Source organism: Paenibacillus sp. MAHUQ-45, assembly GCF_058133325.1.
Genome location: NZ_JBYUPV010000015.1, coordinates 56,674 through 74,344 on the forward strand (window position 1 = coordinate 56,674; position 17,671 = coordinate 74,344).

The following is a 17,671-nucleotide window of genomic DNA, read 5'->3' on the forward strand; positions in this document are numbered from 1 at the left end:
TTGGCTACACATGTATAATCTACTCGTGCCCTTTAACGATATGGCTGCTGTCAGCAGCGGGGATTCAGAACTAAAAGAGGTGTCTTTATTGAGCAGCATCACCGTAGCCAAGGTATTGAATAACAATGTTATCATTGCCGATCATCCCCAGTATGCCGAAGTAGTCGTGATTGGCAAGGGGATTGGCTTTAACCGCAAAGTACGCGATCATATTAATCTGTCCTCCGTAGAGAAGATGTTCATTCTTCGCAGTCGTGAGGAGCAGGAACAATATAAACAGCTCGTTCCTCAGGTCGAAGAGAGACTGATTGAGGTTGTTCAGGAGATTGTACTTCACATCATGCACAGCAGCCGTCAGCCGCTGAATGAGCATATTCATATTGCCCTTACCGATCATATCTCATTTGCCATACGTCGCCATGAACAAGATATTGCTATTCATAATCCGTTTTTATATGAGACCAAGGAGATTTATCCCGAGGAATACAGCATGGCTGAATATGCGATCGACCGGATTAACGAGGCCATGGGCGTTACGCTCCCGGCAGATGAGGTGGGTTTCGTTGCATTGCATATTGTTAGTGCGATCAGCAACAGACATATCTCGGAGGTCAAGGAGCATTCCCAGCTCATCGGGGATCTTGTGAATTTGGTAGAGAACATCCTTGAGTATCATATTCCGCGCGAATCGCTGGATTACTCCCGCTTGGTGACCCATCTGCGGTTTGTGCTGGAGAGGTTGCGCCGGGGTGAGGCGGTACGGGAGACGTCGTCGCTGGATGGACTTATGAAACGCGAGTATCCTGAGATGTATTCGTTATCATGGAAGTTAACCAAGGTAATCGAGCAGCGTATGCGCATTCCCGTATATCCCGCAGAGGTTAGCTATCTGACCATACATCTGCAGCGCCTGGCTCAGAAAAAAGAAGATGAGGCAGATATGCGGCGGAGTACTGGCGACCAATGAGTTTTTTTAAAAAAGTGACTTGCAAGTTCGAATAAACGGTGCTAAACTGTTCTCAGTTAAGTAACAAAACAGAATATCCAACGTGTAACTGATTCGATCAGGCATGAGTGATTTACAGTATTTTGGTTGTTTAACCCCTTGTTGGGGTAATCTAACTTTAGGGTTAGACTACAACCTGTATGCTGTATTGCTCATGCCTTTTTTGACTTTGTTGGCTTCTGTTGAATGGACATTAAGATACTAAGGAAGTGACCACAATGTTCAAAAAGCTATTTGGCGTCCTGCAAAGAGTCGGCAAAGCGCTGATGCTTCCAGTGGCGATCTTGCCTGCGGCTGGCCTCCTTCTTGGGATCGGCAATATGCTGGTGAACCCTGACTTCCTTCAATACGTGCCTGCGCTGGAGAATAGCGTAGTGCAAGCCATCGCTAACGTATTGATGAACTCGGGGCAAGTAGTCTTTAACAATCTGTCGCTGCTATTCGCAGTCGGTGTAGCCATTGGTTTGGCTGGCGGTGAAGGCGTGGCGGGACTTGCAGCGATCATTGGTTATCTCGTTATGAACATTACGATGGGTACGGTAGTAGGCGTTAATGATTACGTACTCAAACAGGGCAACTTTGCCTATGCTAATGTGTTAGGGATTCCAACACTGCAAACCGGGGTCTTTGGCGGTATTCTCGTCGGGATTCTAGCTGCATCAATGTACACGAGGTTTTTCAAAATCGAGCTGCCATCCTACCTCGGATTTTTCGCGGGTAAGCGTTTCGTTCCAATCATGACTGCGGTGACGTCGCTGATCCTTGGCCTTGTCTTGACGCTAATATGGCCACCGATTCAGCACGGTTTGAACTATGTATCGCAAAGTATGATCGATACTAACAAGACACTAGCCGCCTTTATTTTCGGTTTGATCGAGCGTTCGCTCATTCCGTTTGGCTTGCACCATATCTTCTATTCGCCGTTCTGGTATGAGTTTGGCAGCTATGTGGATAAAGCTGGCGACCTGATTCGCGGCGATCAGCGCATCTTCATGCAGCAGCTTCGCGATGGTGTGCCGTTCACAGCGGGTACTTTTACTACAGGTAAATATCCGTTTATGATGTTCGGACTTCCGGCTGCGGCGCTGGCGATCTACCATGAAGCAAGACCAGAGAACAAGAAAGTTGTCGGCAGCTTAATGATCTCTGCCGCGCTGACTTCGTTCCTGACGGGGATTACCGAACCGCTGGAATTCTCATTCCTGTTCGTAGCTCCGCTATTGTTCGCGGTACACGCCGTATTCGCAGGACTTTCCTTTATGACCATGCATCTTCTGAATGTGAAGATCGGGATGACGTTCTCCGGCGGTTTTATCGACTATGTGCTGTTCGGAATTATTCCGAACCGTACACATTGGTGGCTGGTGATTCCGGTAGGACTGGTTCTCGCAGTGATTTACTACTTCGGCTTCCGGTTCGTTATCCGCAAGTTCAATCTCAAGACACCGGGTCGTGAAGACAAGAGTGAAGAGAGCGCTGAGGTCAATACGGCCAGCGTGTCTACTAGCGGAGATGATCTCCCACGCAATATTTTGGCCGCCCTGGGCGGCAAAGAGAATATCACCCATCTGGATGCCTGCATCACCCGCTTACGGGTCGAGGTCAAGGATAAAGGTGGGGTCGATAAGAACCGGCTGAAGAAGCTGGGCGCCTCTGGTGTGCTGGAGGTCGGTAACAACGTGCAAGCAATCTTCGGCACTCGTTCCGATACAATCAAGTCACAGATTCAGGATGTCATTAACGGCAGAACACCTTCTCCGGTCACAGCTGCGCCGCAGCCAGTGATTGAGGAGCAAGTCGGTGAAGAGGGCGAGGGCATTATCCCAGAGGATATTGTGTCTCCAGTAAACGGGGAGCTGCTAGATATTACGCAGGTGCCAGATGCCGTGTTCTCGCAAAAAATGACAGGTGATGGCTTCGCCTTCCTGTCAGATGACGGTAAAATCGCTTCACCGGTTTACGGTAAAGTATTCAACGTATTCCCGAGCAAGCATGCCATCGGCATCATGTCCGATGGAGGCAAGGAGGTTCTTGTTCATATCGGTGTGAATACCGTCAAGCTGAAAGGACAGGGCTTCACTATTCTTGTAGAAGAAGGAGATCTTGTGGCGGCCGGACAGCCGATTATGGAAGTGGATCTGGAGTATGTGAAGGCTCATGCACCTTCCGTTATTTCACCGGTTATTTTCTCCAATCTGCCTGAAGGTTCCTCGGTTACGCTCAAGAAACCAGGCAAGGTATCTATTGGCGACAAGGATATTATTACCATACAGTAATGTGCAATGGCCTAGCACTTCCTTTATAATTTAAAGGGAGTGCAAGGTCTTTCACCATAAATTAACTTATACCTAGAAAGCGAGTTGGATATTATGCAAACAACATTCAGAATTATTGACGAAGATGGAATTCACGCTCGTCCGGCAACAGCGCTGGTGAATACAGCTACAAAATTCAAAGGTACTGAAGCTTTTGCGGAAGCTAAAGGCAAGAAAGTAACCCTGAAATCGATCCTGGGTGTATTGTCCCTTGGTCTTGAAGCTGGCGACACCTTGACCCTGATTACAGAAGGTAGCGAAGAAGCAGAGGCTTTGAACGCACTTCAAGAAATCATGGTTAAAGAAGGGCTGGGAGAAGTTCATGAGTAAGATTTCAGGAATCGCGGCTTCAGCAGGGATTGCAGTAGCCCGTGCGTTTATCCTGGAACACCCGGATTACTCCATTACTAAGGCTGTCATCACCGATACTGAAGCGGAAGTTGCCAAGCTGAATGATGCACTGGAGAAGTCCAAAGCCGAGCTTACGGCCATCAAGGAACGCACTTTGGCTGAACTGGGCGAGAAGAAAGCGGAGATTTTCGAATCACATCTGCTGATTCTTGAAGACCCAGAGCTGATAAGCCCTGTTATTGATAAAATTCGTGAGGAACTGGTCAATGCGGATTATGCATTGAACGTGGTTGCCGCACAATTTATTGAAATGTTCGAGAACATGAAGAGTGCGTACCTGCAGGAACGCGCTGCCGACATGCGAGATGTAACCAAGCGTGTGCTGAACCATTTGCTGGGTATTCACTATATCAGCCCAGCTGAGATCAGCGAAGAGACCATTGTCATTGCTGAAGATTTGACGCCTTCGGATACGGCGCAACTAAATCGTCAGTATGTCAAAGGCTTCACCACCAACATTGGTGGACGCACCTCTCACTCAGCGATCATGGCCCGCTCGCTGGAGATTCCGGCGGTAGTGGGAACCAAGAATGTTCTTTCCCAGGTGAAGGCTGGCGATCTTGTGATCGTGGACGGACTTAACGGGGATGTTATTATTAACCCAACTGACGACGAAGTTGCTGAATATAAGAAGAAGCAGGAAGCTTACAATCTGCAAATTGCAGAATGGAAAAAGCTTCGTGATGAGCCGACCGTTTCGGCGGACGGCAAGCATGTTGAACTGGCTGCGAACATTGGAACTCCGAACGATGTGAACGGAGTTATCGACAACGGCGGGGAGGGCGTAGGCCTTTACCGTACGGAATTCCTCTACATGGGCCGTGACAAACTGCCTTCCGAAGAGGTTCAGTACAATGCGTATCGCACAGTGCTGGAGAACATGAAAGGCAAGCCGGTTGTTGTGCGTACCCTGGACATCGGCGGTGACAAGGAACTGCCGTATCTGGATCTTCCGAAGGAAATGAATCCATTCCTCGGCTACCGTGCGATCCGTCTTTGTCTGGACCGTCAAGATATCTTCCGCACACAGCTCCGCGCGCTCCTGAGAGCAAGCGTACACGGCGATCTGCGCATTATGTTCCCGATGATTGCTACGCTCGGTGAATTCCGTGCAGCCCGCGATCTGCTGCTGGAAGAGAAAGCTAAGCTGGTTGCTGATGGCAAGGAAGTTTCTGAGAACATCCAGCTCGGCATTATGGTGGAGATCCCATCCACAGCGGTGCTGGCTGACCAGTTCGCTAAGGAAGTGGACTTCTTCAGTATTGGAACGAACGATTTGATCCAATACACAATGGCTGCTGATCGGATGAATGAGCAAGTATCCTACCTGTATCAACCGTACAACCCGGCCATTCTGCGCCTGGTCAAAATCGTTATCGATGCTGCCCACGCCGAAGGCAAGTGGACCGGCATGTGTGGCGAAATGGCTGGCGACAGCACAGCGATTCCACTGCTGCTAGGTCTTGGTCTTGATGAATTCAGTATGAGTGCAACCTCTATCCTGCCGGCGCGCAGCCAGATTTCCAAGCTGTCCGCAGCCGACATGAAGGAATTAGCTACTCAAGCGCTGCAACTAAGTACCGCTGAAGAAGTGGCTGCACTGGTGCAAAGTATCAACAAGTAAGATTCGCTAAGGAGTTCCCGTTTTACTCACTTTTCCGACTTCTTTTACCGGCCCTTTGGGGCCGGTTTTTTTATTGATTTAGGTGCTCCGCCCGCGTTATGAAATTACTTCTGGTATCAGCCATCCGGCGGACGTTATACTTTCTAGACAACTTAAGTGCACAGAGGTGTACGTCGATAGTATAGTAGTAGGTAGGAAGTAGTGATACACCCAGACATGTGAACTTACGGTTACATATTATAGTAATATGTAGGGGCCAACGAGTCATGAGCAGAAGCAATACCAGATTTCTTATAGATGTCTTGCAGAGCAGTGCAAGTATTAAGATGGCGTCTAATGGAAATATATGGACTTATAAGCTCCTCGCTATATGGACAGGGAGTGACTCAGGATGGTGATTACGAATGAACAGCAATTATATAAATGCAGAATCTGCGGTGGAACTTTACGAGGGCAAGGATTTGGGTCTGACGTATACACCTGGGAGCAGCCTATTTAAAGTCTGGGCCCCTACGGCATTTGCCGTATCCCTGGTGTTGTATGAGACCGGTGGCAATAATAATCTTCTGGAAGCTGGAAGCGGCATCAAGGACAATGGTAAGATCATTCAGATGCAGCGTCACAATACGGGCGTATGGCAAGCCACGGTTCACGGTGATGTCAAAGGGAAGTATTACATGTATCGGGCTGTTTTCTCGGATGGAACCATCCGGGAGGCTGTGGACCCGTATGCAGTGGCCGTATCGGCCAATGGTACGCGGACAGCCATTGTGGACCTGAGAGATACTGATCCCCTGAACTGGAACAGCGATATCTCGCCGACGCTGGCTCACCCTGCGGATGCTGTTATCTATGAGCTGCATGTGCGTGATTTTTCCTCGCATAGTAGCTCGGGCATGAAATATAAGGGCCTTTTCAAAGCCTTCACTGAGAATGGGCTGACTGATGCTGACGGTAATGCCATCGGCATTGACCACCTGGTTGAGCTGGGCATCACTCATGTGCATTTGTTGCCAGTGTTCGATTATCAGACAGTTGACGAACTGAAGCAGGATGGCCCCAATGCGGCAGAACCGCATTTTACCGACTATAACTGGGGTTATGACCCACAGAATTATAATGTACCGGAAGGTTCTTATAGTACCAATCCTTCTGATCCGGTAGCCCGTATCCTTGAACTCAAGGAACTGGTGCAGGCGCTGCACCGTCACGGGATCTCTGTGATCATGGATGTAGTCTACAATCATACATTTTCGGTGGAAAAAGGACCCTTTGATGGCCTGGCACCGGATTATTTCTACCGCCGTGATGTGTATGGTCAATTATCGAATGGTTCAGGTGTAGGAAATGAAGTTGCTACGGAGCGTCCGATGGTGCGCAAATATATTAAAGACTCTCTGGCCTACTGGGCAACAGAATATCATATCGACGGCTTCCGGTTTGATCTTATGGGACTGATGGACCGTGTAACGATGCGGGAGATTGCCGAGGAGCTGCGGCTGGAGATTAATCCTGAGCTGCTCTTGTACGGCGAGCCATGGACAGGCGGAGATTCTCCGCTGCCGGACAAGACACTGAAGGGTGCGCAGCGGGGCAAAGGCTACGCCGTGTTCAACGACAACTTCCGTTCGGCCATCAAAGGGGACAGTGACGGCTGGGGCAAGGGGTTTGCCACCGGAGAATGTGGTAAGGAAGGCGAGATTGCGTCAGGTATCCAGGGGGCGATTTATGATTTTGCCGACTCGCCAGTGGAAACAGTGAACTATACTACAGCGCACGACAACCTGAACTTGTGGGATAAAATATTGACGGTTCAAGGTTTGCGCGAAAATGCCGCTCTGCCGGAACTGGAGAACGGTAGGCTGAAGAATGGAGGCAGTGTAGAGGCTGCTGTCGCCTTGGCAGATCCCTATGTTACCGTGGACAAAGGGGACATTTTGAAGAATGAAACGGTTCGCCGTTCTCTTTTGGCCAATGGGATTGTGCTGACTTCACAGGGTATACCGTTCCTCCATGCCGGAGATGAATTGTTGCGCAGCAAATATGGCGACCATAACAGCTACCGGAGCAGCGATGCGATCAATGGGATTCGTTGGGGTAACAAGCAGGTATTCAAACCTGTATTTCAATATTATAAAGGCTTGATTGCCTTACGGCGGTCCCATCCGGCCTTCCGTCTTCACGGACGTGAGGAGATTGAACGCTGTCTGGAAATTCTACGCTGTGACAGCGGAATTGTATCCTATATACTCAAGAATCATGCGGGGGGCGACTCGTGGCGGAATATTGTTGTTATTTTTAACGCCAATCCAGGGGCTGTAACCCTCGGTCTTCCAAATGTCGCTGAACGCTGGAATGTAGTGGTGGATCACTCTTCTGCCGGTCAAGATGCTTTCCGGCTGATTGAAGGCGGCGAGGTGGAGATTGAAGGGCTGTCCATGATGGTGCTATACGATGTGTATGGAGAACCTGCTCCCCGGTCCAAGACAGTCGAGGTGCATTATGAGCGACCGGATGGCGATTACCGGGGCTGGAACTTGTGGGTATGGGATACCGGCATTCAAGACGGTCAGTGTGATTTTCGGAATCTAGAGGATGGACGCGCGGTAGCCCGCATAGAAGTGATGCCGGAAGTGGAATCTATCGGCTACATTCTGCGTCTGAATGACTGGGAAGAGAAAGACGGAGAAGGCGATCGCTTTATTGACTGTCCCCCAGGGGAAGCTGTTATCCGGGTGCTGATTCTGGAGCGTGAACAAGGGAACGGTGAGGCGACCGTTGAACATTTGCAATTGATGATTTAACAGGGGAAAGTTAAGCAAAAAAGGCTGTTTCCCCGGACCTATCGTAATAATGGTCCGGGGAACAGCCTTTTACATGTTGGACAGAAGTAAGCTGCTGCCACCTCAGCCATTCTTCTGCTCGGCATATTCTTCTTCCATATTCTGTTTGTAGATGTTGGACTGATTACCGCCGCAGTTCTTGGAGTAGTACATCGCAACATCGGCGGCATGCAGCAGTTCATTGACCGTGTTGCCATGCTGCGGATAGAGCGCTACGCCGATGCTGGCTGAAGTGTGGAAGCCGGGACTATTCTGTAAAGACCATGATTTGCTGAACAGTTGAAGTATCCGCTTCAACGTTTCCTCAAGTCTCTCAGGGTTGTTGAAGCGATGTAGTACCACTGCGAATTCATCTCCGCCGATTCGGAAGGCCTGGCCTACGCCTTTGACCGTCTGCTGCAGCTCCCCCGAGAGTAGTTGCAGGAACTCGTCACCAGCAAGATGTCCCAATGTGTCATTAAGCTGCTTGAACCGGTCGCAGTCGAGCATTGCGAGGGCAACCTCCTGCCTGCGTTCCGGCGGCTGCGAGATCAGCTTTTCCATGTACATGATGAAATGGGCTCGATTTGGGATGGAGGTCAGATGATCATAGAAGGCTAACTTGTGCAGTCGTTCTTCGTATTGCTTCCGCTGGGTGATTTCCCGGGATACTAGCATGAATTGCGCTGGAAAAGCACCACTACCCTGCACGGGCGTGACTTTGGTCTCCAGCCATACCCAATGCCCCTCGGACCCACGCATGCGTAGCTCGGAAGTCCGAGGCGTGCCCTGAACAACGCTTTTCAACTTGGCCCAGGCGATCTCCGGCTCACGGATATAATTGGACAGGGGGGCGCCTTTTTGTGGAACATAGCCCAGAATGACTGAATGGGAAGGGGAAGCGTAGAGGATCAGGCCATTCGGATCGGTCAGAATAATGAAGTCAGACATTTTCTCACCGATTAACTGATAGAGGTTCTGTTCCTCGAGTTTTTCATTTTGGAGGGTAAGGATTTTGCGGCCCAGATAAACAATGATTAATAAGAGTCCGGATAGCAGAAGTGTGAACAGTGCAAAAAGTATGATTTTCTTTATTTGGAATTCTTGACGCATCTGTTCGGCAGGGTTGAGCGCTGCCTGATGGAGATCACGGTCAGTGCTCGGGATTTGTTCGGAGCTATGGTACAGACTGCTGTCCAGGAAACCGGATAGCTTGTTGATGGTGCTATTTAAATAGACCAGTGAAGCGATGCTGATGCCGATCAGAAGCACAGAGATAGAGGAGAATAATAAAATTAGTTTTCTTCTTATGCTAACTTCGTACATATCAGCCAATTTCATTCACTCCCCGCATAGGACAAATTGAGTACGCGCATAATTAACACGGCTGTTGGTTGTGAAATGTGATGAATTCCATTATATGCTCAAACATATTCGCAGCGGCGGTTTTAGTTTCATCATATTAACCAGTACAAATGGTAGTTTTCTTTACTATACCAGAATTTACATATCTCACATATAGGTTTATCTATTATGTAATGTTTGCGGGAAGCAGCAAGGAGGATTGTTTCATCTGCTCTAAAATTCATATTGCCTTATTCATATTCCGGTTCCTGAGACCTAGTACATCGTTTTATAACCAAATGGTGTAGAGGATTGTCCATCTAATCGCAAAAAAACTGCCACCCACCCATCTTCATGGAAGGTGACAGTTGACTTAACCAGTCCTTAGTCTTTAGACTTTTGCATTTGCTTAGTCAATACGAAGAGCATGAATCGGCCGCAGTCTTGCAGCCTTATTCGCAGGCATCATTCCGAAGACCACACCGATCAACAGGGAAAAGAGGAACGATGCCAGCACCATGTTCCAAGCGATGGATACCGACAGAGGGGAATAGGTACCGAGCAGCCAGCTGCCCCCGACACCAATTCCGACACCGATGATCCCGCCGAGGCCACTAAGGACAACGGATTCGATCATGAACTGGGCCAGGATATCAAGCTTTTTGGCTCCGATCGCTTTGCGGACCCCGATCTCTCGTGTTCTTTCGTTAACGGATACGATCATAATGTTCATGATGCCGATACCGCCAACCAGTAGCGAGATTCCGGCAATACCAGCAAGTGCCATCGACAGCGTATTGGTTGTGGAATTAACTGTATCGAGCATTTGCTGAGAATCAAATACGGTGTAGGCATTGGTAGCATTGCTGAATTTGGCAGCTAGAAGGCCTTCAAGTCGGGTTTTAACCGTAGCTACAGTATCTGCCGAAGTGGTAGCAATTGTAATGGAACGTACGCCTTTGCTTTGTAACTGACGTTCTGCTGTAGAGATCGGAATCAGGATCTTATCGTCATTGGAGCCACCTAGGCTGCTGCCCTTGGTCTCCAGCAAGCCAACAATTTTATAGCTGATGCCATTTAATTGGACAGTCTGTCCGACCGGGTTATCTGTACCGAACAAATCATTCGCTGTACTGGAGCCGATCAGGGCTACCTTTTGCCGATACTGGGTATCAATATCCAGCAGAAAACGTCCAGATTGGACGTGAAAATCCTTCACATCCTCATAGGAGGGCGTAATCCCTTCCACAGAGACACTGACATTATCCGTATTATGCTTGGCCGTCACATTGCCGCTGATTACCGGCGCGACCTCCTTGATACCTGGTATATCGCCCAGTGCCAGCGCTTCATCATAGGTAAGGGAGGTGGTTGCTCCGCGTCCGGTGATGTTGACAGTTAATTGGTTGGTCCCTAACCCGTTCAACTGCTCGGTAATCTGTGAGGTGGTTCCTTGCCCAACGGATACGAGAATAATGACGGAAGAGACGCCGATAATAATCCCCAGCATGGTTAGCAAAGAGCGGACCTTGCTGCTGTAGATGCTTTTTAATGCCATTCTCATGCTTTGAAATAACTTCACCTACGCCTTCCTCCGATCTTCCACGAGATTGCCATCCTGTATGCGTATGATGCGGTTGGCCTGTTCGGCGATCTCCAAATCATGCGTAATCAGAATAATCGTATGGCCCTGCTCGTTCAGTTGTCTGATCATTCCCATCACTTCCTTACCGGTCCGGGTGTCAAGCGCCCCGGTGGGCTCGTCGGCAAGCAGGATAGGCGGGGAGCCTGCCATCGCCCGCGCAATGGCCACCCGCTGCTGCTGTCCGCCGGACAGTTCAGCTGGACGGTGGTGCATGCGGTCACCGAGCCCTACCTTGGTCAAGGCTTCCTCGGCAAGCTGCCGCCGTTGCCGGTGCGAAAGTCCCCGGTAAACGAGTGGAAGCTCCACATTCTCCACAGCTGAGAGCTTCGGAAGCAGATTGAAGCTCTGAAAAATAAAGCCAATCTTCTCGTTGCGAATGGCTGCCAGCTTGTTATCGGACAGCTTGCGGATCTCCTGTCCGTCCAGAAGATAGCTGCCTGTATCCGAAACGTCCAGGCAGCCGAGCATGTTCATAAGCGTGGACTTGCCGGAACCGGAAGGACCGATAATTGCTACGAACTCCCCGAAGTCTATCGTGAACGACAGGTTCTTCAGGACCGTCATCCTCTCACCAGCCATGGTATAGCCATGGCTCATGTCACTAACCTCGATTAGCGTGCCTGATGTACTCATTGACCTCCACCCCGAGTTCCTGTACCGCCACTGCCTGTACCAGTCCTGGCTCCGCCAGAGCCCCCACCGCTAAAGCCACTGCCTGTACCAGCCCCGGCTCCGCCAGAACCACCACCAAAGCCACCGCTGCCTCTTCCGCCTGCACCGAAGCCTCCGGCCGCACCGCCGCCAAAGCCGCCGAAACCACCGAAGGCACCGCCGCCTTGGACCTGTTGCGCTGCTGCTCCATTACCGGAAGAAATGACGGTTGGAATAACGACTTGATCCCCTTCTTTAAGGCCGCTGGTAATTTCCATGCGACTCTCGTCATGAAGGCCTACTTCAACAGTGATCATTCGCTGGGCGGGTGTTGTACCGGCTCCAGTTCTAGTGCCGGTTCCTGCTTTTCCGGCTTGCCCCATACCCTCGCGAGTTCCGCGGGCACCGCCACCGTAAACCCCGGTTCCACTGCCTGTACCCCCAAAGCCGCCACGATTCCCTGCTGAAGGGGTACTGCCCGAACTGGCACTGCTACCGTCTGTTCCGGGAGCTGCGCCGCCTGCACTACCTGGAGCCTGTCCAGCACCTGCGAATCCGGTACCCTCCCCGGTACCTACCTCTCCGGAGGTTGCTGGTACGGCGATCATGTAGGTACCGTTTCTATCCCGGACTGCTTCAATCGGTACGGTTAGAACATCCTTTTTCTCCGCGGTCGTGATAGACACTTCCGCTGACATTCCTGCACGTGCACCCTTGGAGTCTGTCAAATCTACCGTGACATCGAACAGCGACACGCCGCCCGAGCTGGTGCCTTCATTAGCAATAGCGGTCACTTTTCCCTGATACTTCTTATCGGGCAAGGCATCCAGCTTAATGGTGGCTGGCATGCCGAGCTCGACCGAAGGAATGTCCAACTCATCAACCTGAACGACAGCGCTGAGGTTGGCATAATCGGTAATGTCGATCAGTTCCGATCCATCCATGGCTTTTTCGCCGTTCGCAATATTTACCGCTGTAACGGTTCCGTCAATCGTTGCAGTCAGTGGAGCAGGTGGCACCATAGATTCCTCCACAGAGGCAACTTTGTATTGCTGGTTCTCGACATCTGTCTTTGCTTTATCAAGCGAACGTTTGGAGCTTTTTACTTGATCCTCTGGAGCACCGCTATCAGCCAGCTTGTGATATTGTTCTCGCTTGTCTTCGAGGTCAAGCTGGAGGTTGGCAAGGTTGTTTTTTTCCTGCCGGAGATTATCACTGAGATCTGCTCCTTCGAACGTAATCAGAGTTTGTCCCTTCTTGACGACATCGCCTTCCTTGACCAATACCTTCAAAACTTTGCCGGAATCCTTGGTCTTGACTTTGCCTGTACGGGGAGCCGTGACAGATCCTGCACCGGTAACACTTACCACAATGTCGCCTTTCGTTACAGTAGCCGTATTGAGGGGGACTTCTGCCAAAGCACTGCTTTTGTCAGGCAGATAGGCATATACCAGCAATCCAGCTGTTACGACAGCCGCTGCCCCAATGGACAGTAGTGCTACTTTCTTCTTCTTCATCGTTGTCCTCCGTTTAATCGTTAAATTTCTGGATCATGACCTGCTGCCGTAGAAAATATCAAATGTGGCTGAATGCTAGCTGAAAATTGCTGCCAAAACCGGCCTTGAACCTTAAAGCCAGCTTAAAGGAAGATAAAGATTTGCCCAAATTTGTCCGGCTTGCCAATGCCAATGAATTTGCATATAATAAAGTGACATATCTTTTCATAGGGAAAGATTCATGAACATTTGAAAGAACTGCCAAATGCAGTGATGGAGAAGAGTACGCAGTGCCTGACTTACAGGGAGGAGACGCCGGTGATTGAGAGCGTTTCTAAGAGTGCAGAGCTGCTGAAGTTCACTCCGGAGCAGTTCCCTGAAATTATCTAAGAGGCTTAGGTTCTCTGGAAATGGGTAGGGGATACCGGCCGCAGACCGTTACTTCTGCATAAAGTGAGACAGGGCTAATGTCTGTGGTGAGGGTTGATTATACTCTTGAAGCAAACAGGCTATGCTGTCTAACAAGGGTGGTACCACGGTCTTTTCGTCCCTTACCGGGAGGAAAGGCCTTTTTTTGTTGGCTTGGCTGACTACACAATGATTGAAGGGGGCTGTACACGGCCATGAAAGAAAAGTTGGAAGCATTGAAGGCTGAGGCGCTGGCGAAGCTGCAGGAGGTCTCGGACCCGCAGGTACTTAATGACTTGCGCGTGAAATACCTGGGGAAAAAAGGTGAACTGACAGAGGTGCTGCGCGGCATGGGCAGCTTGAGCGCTGAGGAACGTCCGGTTATCGGGCAAGTCGCCAACCTCGTTCGGGGTGCGATTGAAGAGATTATTGGAACGAAGCAGGATGCTTTCCAGCAGCAGGAGACGCAAAACCGTCTGCAAGCGGAGAAAGTGGATGTTACCCTGCCAGGTCGTCGTTTGCAGCAGGGCGGCATTCATCCGCTCAGCAGAGTGGTGCAGGAGATTGAGGATATTTTCATCGGCATGGGCTATCGTGTGGCTGAAGGTCCTGAAGTGGAGACCGATTATTATAACTTTGAGGCGCTCAACCTGCCGAAGAACCATCCGGCACGTGATATGCAGGACTCCTTCTACCTGACGGAAGACCTGCTTATGCGCACCCAGACTTCTCCGGTACAGATCCGTACGATGCAAGCCATGAAGGGAGAAGCTCCGGTCAAAATCATCTGTCCAGGTAAAGTATTCCGCCGCGATGATGACGATGCGACCCACTCCTTCCAGTTCCATCAGATTGAAGGTCTGGTGATCGGACGGAATATCCGGATGAGCGACCTGAAGGGCACGCTGCAACAATTCGTGCAGGAAATGTTCGGACCGAGCACAGGCATTCGCCTTCGTCCAAGCTTCTTCCCCTTCACAGAGCCAAGCGTTGAGGTAGACGTGAGCTGCTTCAAATGCGGCGGCGAAGGCTGCCGTCTGTGTAAGCAAAGCGGATGGCTGGAAATCCTTGGTGCAGGAATGGTGCATCCAAATGTGCTGCGTATGGGTGGCTATGACCCTGAGGAATTCAGCGGTTTCGCGTTCGGTATGGGTGTAGAGCGGATTGCTATGCTTAAGTACGGTATCGATGATATCCGTCACTTCTACAACAATGACATGAGCTTTGTGAAGCAGTTCAAGGGACTCTAGGCATTTGTCAGATGGCTGGCAATGTCTTTTGTACGGGATAAATACATTGAATTAAGAGGAAGTGAGCCGAAATGAAAGTATCAACGTCATGGTTGAGTGATTATATATCGCTAGATGGAGTAACCGCCGATGAGCTGGCTGAGAAGATTACGGCTGCAGGCATTGAGATCGACGGTGTGGAAAATCGTAATAAAGGCATTACCGGCATTGTTACCGGCTATGTTAAATCCAAAGAAAAGCATCCTGATGCTGACAAGTTGAATGTCTGCATCGTGGACGCCGGACAGGGCGAAGATCTGCAAATCGTCTGCGGCGCGAAGAACGTCGATGTCGGTCAGAAGGTTCCAGTTGCTCTTGTAGGAGCCAAGTTGCCGGGTCTCGTAATCAAGAAAGCGAAGCTGCGCGGCGTGTTGTCCCAAGGGATGATCTGTTCGGCCAAAGAGCTAGGTCTGAACGACAAGCTACTGCCTAAGGAATTGCAGGAAGGTATTCTTGTGCTGCCGGAATCCACAGAAATTGGTCTGGACATTACCAAGGTGCTGGATCTGAACGACGAGGTGCTGGAATTCGACCTGACGCCGAACCGTTCCGACTGTCTTAGCATGATTGGTGCTGCCTACGAGGTGAGTGCGATTCTTGGCCGTGAGCTGAAGCTTCCACAGCCAGAGAAGGATATTGTAGAGGCGGGAGGTTCCGCTGCGAATGACATTTCCGTCCGAATCCTCAATGAAGAGCTGTGCAGTCATTATTCGGCACGTTATATTACTGGTGTTAAGCCGGCGGCTTCTCCGCTATGGATTCAGAACCGTCTGATGGCGGCAGGTGTACGTCCTATCAACAACATCGTGGATATCACGAACTACGTGATGCTTGAATACGGACAGCCGCTGCATGCTTTTGATGCGGATACCATCGATGGAGGCGTCCTTGGTGTGCGTCTTGCGGATGAAGACGAAGTGCTGACTACGCTGGACGGACAGGAGCGGAAGCTGGAGCCGCATATGCTGGTAATTACTGACGCGGCAAAAGCTGTGGCGCTGGCCGGAGTGATGGGCGGTTTGGAGACAGAGGTTACCGATAGCACCGTGAATATCGTGCTGGAATCGGCCAAGTTTGACGGTGGTACGGTTCGCAAAACTTCGCGCCAGCTAGGTCTTCGTTCCGAAGCCTCGCTGCGTTTTGAGAAGGAAGTGGACCCGAATAGAGTGATTCCGGCTCTTAATCGTGCAGCAGCGCTTATTGCGAAGTATGCAGGTGGTACAGTGCATGAAGGTATCATTCAAGCAGGAACTGACGTTGTGGAGGAGAAGGTTATCACGCTGTCGCTGGATAAGCTGAACCGCTACCTTGGCACTGACTTGTCCCTGCTGGAAGTCAAAACACTGTTCGGACGTCTGCATTTCAAATGCGGGGATGCCGCACAAGGACTTATTGAGGTGCAAGTGCCAACAAGACGCGGTGACATCAACTATGATGTGGATCTTATTGAAGAAATCGCTCGTCTTTACGGATACGATAATATCCCTACAACGCCGATTGAAGGCCCTACGACTCCTGGAACCTTGACAAGATCGCAAGCGATCCGCCGTGAAGTCCGCCGCCTGCTGTCGCATGGCGGATATCAGGAGGTGCTTGGCTACTCCTTCATTCAGCCGGAACAAAGCAAGCTGTTCCCTGCATTGACAGGTGAGGGTCTGGCCGTGAAGCTGGCAATGCCGATGAGCGAAGAGCGCAGTGTGCTGCGCACGAGCCTGCTGCCGCAATTGCTTGATATTGCTGGTTATAATACGAATCGTCGCCAAAGCGATCTGGCACTGTTCGAGATCGGAAATGTGTTCTTCACGGAGGAAGAAACACTGACTCGTCAGCCGCATGAGCTGCCGATGCTTGGCCTGCTGCTGAGCGGAACCCGTGCTGCTAAACAATGGAACGTGCCAGTGCAGCCAGTCGACTTCTTCGATCTGAAGGGTGCGCTGGAGACAGTCTTCGACCACTTGGGTCTTACTGGCCGAGTGGTATATGAAGGGGATGCGCCGGAAGGCTACCATCCGGGACGCTCTGCTTCCATCCTGCTGAAAGGTACGGAAGGTACTGTCAAAATCGGAACGCTGGGCCAGATTCATCCTGAACTGCAGCGGAAGCTTGATCTGACCGATACTTATGTCGCTGAAGTTTCGCTGCAGCCGCTGTATGAAGCGGCACGGAACAAGCTGCAATATCATGAGCTGCCAAGATTCCCAGGGATGGAGCGGGATATCGCGGTGGTTGTGGACACAGCTGTACCAGCCGGTCAATTGCTGGATTCCATTCGTGAGAACGGAGGAAGTCTGCTACAGAACGTACAGGTATTTGATCTCTATACCGGCGGCAAGCTGGAGAGTGGAAAGAAGAGCGTGGCTATTTCTCTCTTGTACCGTCATAATGAACACACCTTGACGGATGAAGAGGTTGCAGAAGTGCATGATAAGGTACTAACCGAGCTTCAGCAAACTTTTGGCGCAGAATTGAGAAAGTAGCAGGAATTGTGTAAAGCCGCAGCGAATCCATTTAGAACCCGAGATTCGCCGCGGCTTTTTTTCATGCGGCAAACATGCGGAATCCCGGTTCAATCTACTGATTCGAGCAGCATTTTGCCAAATGTTTAACTATACAGATACAATGGAAGCAGAGGAAACCAGCTTAGAATCCGCACATATATA

At 50.4% G+C, this 17,671-nt stretch carries 11 protein-coding genes and 1 other annotated feature; of the genes, 7 read left to right on the plus strand and 4 right to left on the minus strand.

All coding sequences use genetic code 11. From position 1 onward, the window contains the following. Positions 1–88: 88 nt before the first annotated feature. The 5 genes from glcT (at position 89) to pulA (ending at position 8,160) form a co-directional block, all read left to right on the plus strand. A complete protein-coding gene (glcT, locus tag AC3Y23_RS25365) occupies positions 89–967 on the plus strand; it encodes a glucose PTS transporter transcription antiterminator GlcT (RefSeq protein ID WP_379204471.1) in 879 nt (292 codons plus the stop codon). A gap of 257 nt (positions 968–1,224) precedes the next feature. Beyond that, a complete protein-coding gene (gene ptsG, locus AC3Y23_RS25370) occupies positions 1,225–3,282 on the plus strand; it encodes a glucose-specific PTS transporter subunit IIBC (RefSeq protein WP_379204362.1) in 2,058 nt (685 codons plus the stop codon). A 93-nt stretch (positions 3,283–3,375) separates the two neighbouring features. After that, on the plus strand, positions 3,376–3,651 hold the full coding sequence (locus AC3Y23_RS25375; RefSeq protein WP_175374104.1) for an HPr family phosphocarrier protein: 276 nt from the start codon (positions 3,376–3,378) through the stop codon (positions 3,649–3,651). After that, the gene (gene ptsP / locus AC3Y23_RS25380) at positions 3,644–5,356 is read left to right on the plus strand and encodes a phosphoenolpyruvate--protein phosphotransferase (protein ID WP_379204365.1); all 1,713 of its coding nucleotides are present in this window, start codon (positions 3,644–3,646) and stop codon (positions 5,354–5,356) included. Before AC3Y23_RS25375 ends, ptsP begins: the two co-directional genes overlap by 8 nt. A gap of 404 nt (positions 5,357–5,760) precedes the next feature. Next, the gene (pulA, locus tag AC3Y23_RS25385) at positions 5,761–8,160 is read left to right on the plus strand and encodes a type I pullulanase (protein ID WP_379204367.1); all 2,400 of its coding nucleotides are present in this window, start codon (positions 5,761–5,763) and stop codon (positions 8,158–8,160) included. A gap of 102 nt (positions 8,161–8,262) precedes the next feature. Here pulA and AC3Y23_RS25390 read toward each other — a convergent pair whose 3' ends face one another. From AC3Y23_RS25390 to AC3Y23_RS25405, 4 genes are all read right to left on the minus strand, one after another. Continuing rightward, the gene (locus AC3Y23_RS25390; protein ID WP_379204474.1) at positions 8,263–9,504 is read right to left on the minus strand and encodes a diguanylate cyclase domain-containing protein; all 1,242 of its coding nucleotides are present in this window, start codon (positions 9,502–9,504) and stop codon (positions 8,263–8,265) included. A 427-nt stretch (positions 9,505–9,931) separates the two neighbouring features. Further along, the gene (locus AC3Y23_RS25395) at positions 9,932–11,104 is read right to left on the minus strand and encodes an ABC transporter permease (RefSeq protein WP_379204369.1); all 1,173 of its coding nucleotides are present in this window, start codon (positions 11,102–11,104) and stop codon (positions 9,932–9,934) included. Then, a complete protein-coding gene (locus AC3Y23_RS25400) occupies positions 11,105–11,800 on the minus strand; it encodes an ABC transporter ATP-binding protein (protein ID WP_066373705.1) in 696 nt (231 codons plus the stop codon). After that, a complete protein-coding gene (locus tag AC3Y23_RS25405; protein ID WP_379204372.1) occupies positions 11,797–13,335 on the minus strand; it encodes an efflux RND transporter periplasmic adaptor subunit in 1,539 nt (512 codons plus the stop codon). The genes AC3Y23_RS25400 and AC3Y23_RS25405 overlap by 4 nt, the downstream gene beginning before the upstream one ends. Positions 13,336–13,575: 240 nt before the next feature. Then, positions 13,576–13,869, plus strand: a binding site (T-box leader). A 68-nt stretch (positions 13,870–13,937) separates the two neighbouring features. Between AC3Y23_RS25405 and pheS the strand changes: the two genes are divergently transcribed. Together pheS and pheT are read left to right on the plus strand one after the other, a co-directional pair. Next, complete coding sequence (pheS, locus tag AC3Y23_RS25410) at positions 13,938–14,972, plus strand: phenylalanine--tRNA ligase subunit alpha (protein WP_379204376.1); 1,035 nt, start codon at positions 13,938–13,940, stop codon at positions 14,970–14,972. A gap of 71 nt (positions 14,973–15,043) precedes the next feature. Further along, complete coding sequence (gene pheT / locus AC3Y23_RS25415; protein ID WP_379204378.1) at positions 15,044–17,488, plus strand: phenylalanine--tRNA ligase subunit beta; 2,445 nt, start codon at positions 15,044–15,046, stop codon at positions 17,486–17,488. The last annotated feature ends 183 nt before the right edge of the window (positions 17,489–17,671 follow it).